Here is a 4,224-nt window from a genome sequence, read left to right as displayed (position 1 = left end):
CGCTTCGACCCCGCCGCCGACCCCGCCGCGCGCGAGCGGCTGTACGACGGCTGGAAGCGGGCGGTGGGCCGGGTGCGGACAAGCCCGTGACAGGCGTTGTTCTTCCCCCCGCCCCACGGAGCGCGATAAGATCGGCCCCTTAGAGTATCCGTTATGTGCAAGCCGCTTTTTCCTGCCAGTGTGAGCCCTTTTTGAGGAGAGCGTTGGCGAGGACGACGAGCTTGCGCATGATGGCTGTGATAGCAACCTTGGGAGGCTTTCCGGCTGCGATCAACTGGGTGTATTTGGCGCTGAGGTCTGGATTGAATCGGGCGGCGACGAGGGCCGGCATGTAAAGGGCAGTGCGGACAGTGGCGCGTCCTGCCTGGATGAAAGAGCGCCCGCGCCACTGTCCGGACTGGCGGGTGATTGGAGCGAGCCCCGCGAGACTTGCGGCTTGGCCCGGTTCCAAAGTCCCCAATTCAGGCATTTCGACCAGCAAGGCGAATGCGGTTAGGAAACCGATGCCCGGAATGCTGGTCAGGATGGCGCACCGGCTGGCCATCGCGTCGCTGGCGGCGATACGGGCTTTGATGTTCGCGTCCAAGGCATCAAGGTGGCGCTCGATCTGCTTGAGGCGGTAGCGGTTCTGACGCTTAAGCAATGGCAAGGTCAGGTTCTTCTCACGGTTTTTCGCCGCGACCCGATCCTTCACCAGCGCCTCACGGGCGACCAACATCTCTTTTAATTCAATGATCTCATCGCTATTGCCCGGCTTGGCTTCGATATCCAGGACAGCGCCCATGCGGGCCAGCATGGCGGCATCCAGACCGTCCGTCTTGGCCAGTTTCCCGGTCGCCTCGGCAAAGCGCCGCGCCTGGCGGGGATTGACCTTGGCCGCAGGAAGCCCCGCCCGGGCAAGCGCCCGCTCAAAGGCCCGGTGATAGGGCCCGGTGGGTTCGAACACCACCCGTGCGACGTCTTGGCCGCACCAGGCGACAAAGGCGGCATGACCGGCTTTGTCGTTGCCGAACCGCCGCTTGGCACCGTCGGACAGGCGATAGGCGTCCAGGGTGTCTTTCGAAACATCCACGCCGATGGTAACTTGGCTCATCTTTTCCGTGCCTCTGCTTGTCATACGGGGCTTTCTCCCCGGTATCCGTTCAGGCCAATGGAAAAGACGAGGGCGATCAAACTCTAACTCGGCTCGTTAACAGCCTGCGGTCACTCGATCCGTCCCTCGCCGCTGGGAGAGGGGTGCAGCCCTCTCCCAGCGATTCCATCGTCGCCCGTCGGCACGGAAATTCATAAGACAAGCGGGATGCGATCACGCATGATCGCATCCCGCTCGTAACCTATTCATGATAGAGCGGATTTACACGATCAGGTGATTCCACCTGATCGCGTTCCGCTCTAACCGAACCGGTGCAGCTTCGCGCCATGCGCTTTCAACCACGCGCGTGGCTTGTCCACGTCGCCCGCAAGATCCGCGCACAGGGCCCAGAACCTGGGTCCGTGGTTCATCTCCTTCAGGTGCGCCACTTCGTGCGCCACGACGTAGGCCACGATCTGGGGCGGGGCCAGGATCAGGCGCCAGGAATAGCTGATGCGGCCGGTGGCGGAGCAGCTGCCCCAGCGGCTGCGGGTGTCGCGCACGGAAACGCCGCTGGCGCGCAAGCCGGCGCGGGCCGCCGTCTCCGCCGTCAGGGCCGACAGATGGCGCCGCGCCTCCGCCTTCAGGAAATCGGTGACGCGGCGGTTCAGGAACTCCGCCTCCCCGCCCACGCGTAATTCCAGGCCGGCCGGCCCGTCAACCAGGCGGGCGCCGCCCCGGCGGCCGGGCTCATGGCGGATGACGGGCGAACGGCCCAGCAGGGGCACGGCCATGCCGTCGATGAAGGGCTGGCGCGGCGGCAATGCGGCCAGACGGGCATGCACCCAGTCCAGGTGGCGGCCGACGAAGCCGGCGATCTCGGCATCGCCCACGCGCGGCGGCACGGTCACGCGCACGGTGTCGGTGGCGCCGTCGACCTTGAGCGACAGGCGCCGGGCGCGCGGGCTGCGCCGCACCTCCACCGGCTGGTCGATGCCAGCCACGCGCAGCTGCGTCACCGTGGTCGGCACCACGCGCGCTTTCGTTCTGGTTCGCGGCGCGGGCTTCTTCGGGGCGGTCAGCCCCATGCCGCGCAACAGGCCCATCAACCCCATTGGTCCCGGCCCTCGACTCCTCGTTGGCCAGGCAGAGCCTGACTTCACATCCCTATATAAGGGGTATGGCGGCGGCGCGCACCCCCATACGCGCGAACGCCTCGGATCCTTCCCCGAGGGCCGTACCAAACGGGAGGGGCCGCGCGCCCCAAAAAGCGAACCCCCGTGCCGGTCAGGGCTACGGGGGTTCCGTTGGCTTCAGCGAAGCTCAGATAGTCCATCGAGCGATACGCCGGTCAGTAACCGGCATCAGCAATCGCTATATGTGTGGAGCTGTCACACAGCTCATACAGTACGCATCGGTGGAGTCATGATTTGACACACCCTCCTGGCTACGGGCAACACATCGAATACTGAGCGCATTCGAAGATTTACCTGATCTGGTGGGCTTATCTGGGTTTCGACCTCTCCTGAGTGCTTCGGTAAGACAGATGGTGCGCCTGTTACAGTTCGGCGTCAACCCCATTACGCACCTCTTTTCGCCCCCCTTCTGGATAGCTTTTTCCGCCCGAACCGTTGACAGGTCGGGGCCGGCCGCCGCACCGTCGGTGCTACCCCGCGCGCGCGAAAGCGGCGCGATAACAAGACCCTGGGAGGGGCCGCCCCCATGACTGTCGCCATGACCGCCGACCTGATCCTGGCCATCGACCAGGGTACCACCTCCACCCGCGCCATCCTGTTCGACGCCGGCGGCCGCCCCCTGGCCACGGCGCAACGGGAGTTGCCCCAGCACTACCCCGCCGATGGCCAGGTGGAGCATGATCCGGAGGACATCTGGCGCGACACGGTGGCGGTCTGCCGGGGGGCCGTGGACAAGGCCGGGGTGGATGCCGCCCGCGTTGCCGCCATCGGCATCACCAACCAGCGGGAGACGACGGTGGTATGGGACCGCCGGACGGGGGAGGCGCTGCACCCCGCCATCGTCTGGCAAGACCGCCGCACCGCCGGATTGTGTCAGGCCCTGCGGCGGGAGGGGGCGGAGGACATGGTGCGCCAGCGCACCGGCCTGCTGCTGGACCCCTATTTCTCCGCCACCAAGCTGGCCTGGATCCTGGATACCGTCCCCGGCGCCCGCGCACGGGCGGAGGCCGGGGAACTGGCCTTCGGCACCATCGACTGCTTCCTGCTGTGGCGCCTGACGGGCGGCCAGGTGCACGCGACCGACGCCACCAACGCCGCCCGCACCCTGCTGTTCAACCTGGAAACCCTGGAGTGGGACCAGGAGCTGCTGCGCCTGTTCGGCATTCCGGCGGCTGTCCTGCCCCGGGTGCTGGACAATGCCGGCGCTTTCGGCGTGGCGACGGCCGACCTGCTGGGCCGGCCCATCCCCGTGCTGGGCATGGCGGGGGATCAGCAGGCCGCCGCCATCGGCCAGGCCTGCCTGGAACCGGGCATGATCAAGAGCACCTACGGCACCGGCTGCTTCGCCCTGATGAACATCGGCGACACGCCGCGCGCCTCCACCCACCGCCTGTTGACCACCCTGGCCTACCGTCTGGACGGGCGCGCCAGCTACGCCTTGGAGGGGTCGATCTTCGTGGCCGGGGCGGCGGTGCAGTGGCTGCGCGACGGGCTGAAGCTGATCCCCGACGCGGCTTCAAGCCAGGGCCACGCCCAGTCCCTGGCCGACACCGGCGGCGTCTACCTGGTGCCGGCCTTCACCGGGTTGGGCGCGCCCTACTGGGACCCTGATGCCCGGGGCGCCATCCTGGGCCTGACACGGGACAGCGGGGTCAGCCACATCGTGCGCGCGGCGTTGGAGTCGGTCTGCTACCAGACCCGCGACCTGATGGACGCCATGGCCGCCGACAGCGGCTGCGCCCTGACGGCCTTGCGCGTGGACGGCGGCATGGTGGCCAACGACTGGCTGATGCAGTTCCTGGCCGACCAGTTGGACCTGACGGTGGAGCGCCCGGCCGTGACGGAGACCACGGCCCTGGGTGCCGCCTTCCTGGCCGGCTTGGCGGCGGGCCTGTTCCCCAGCCTGGATGCGATATCCACCCTATGGCGGGAAGAGCGCCGCTTCGACCCCGCCGC

At 67.4% G+C, this 4,224-nt stretch carries 3 protein-coding genes; 1 reads left to right on the top strand and 2 read right to left on the bottom strand.

Translation table 11 applies throughout. The annotated features are described in order from the left end of the window. Positions 1-151: 151 nt before the first annotated feature. Complete coding sequence (locus I55_RS01140; protein WP_044558589.1) at positions 152-1,093, bottom strand: IS110 family transposase; 942 nt, start codon at positions 1,091-1,093, stop codon at positions 152-154. Positions 1,094-1,392: 299 nt separating this feature from the next. Beyond that, on the bottom strand, positions 1,393-2,106 hold the full coding sequence (locus I55_RS01135) for a M48 family metallopeptidase (RefSeq protein ID WP_252180972.1): 714 nt from the start codon (positions 2,104-2,106) through the stop codon (positions 1,393-1,395). A 688-nt stretch (positions 2,107-2,794) separates the two neighbouring features. Here I55_RS01135 and glpK point away from each other — a divergent pair. Next, the coding region (gene glpK / locus I55_RS01130) for a glycerol kinase GlpK (protein WP_252180971.1) at positions 2,795-4,224 on the top strand (1,430 nt) is incomplete at its 3' end.

It is taken from the genome of Azospirillum sp. B4, from assembly GCF_000333275.1.
Classification (GTDB): Bacteria; Pseudomonadota; Alphaproteobacteria; order Azospirillales; family Azospirillaceae; genus Nitrospirillum.
This window is presented reverse-complemented; position numbering and strand designations above follow the sequence as displayed.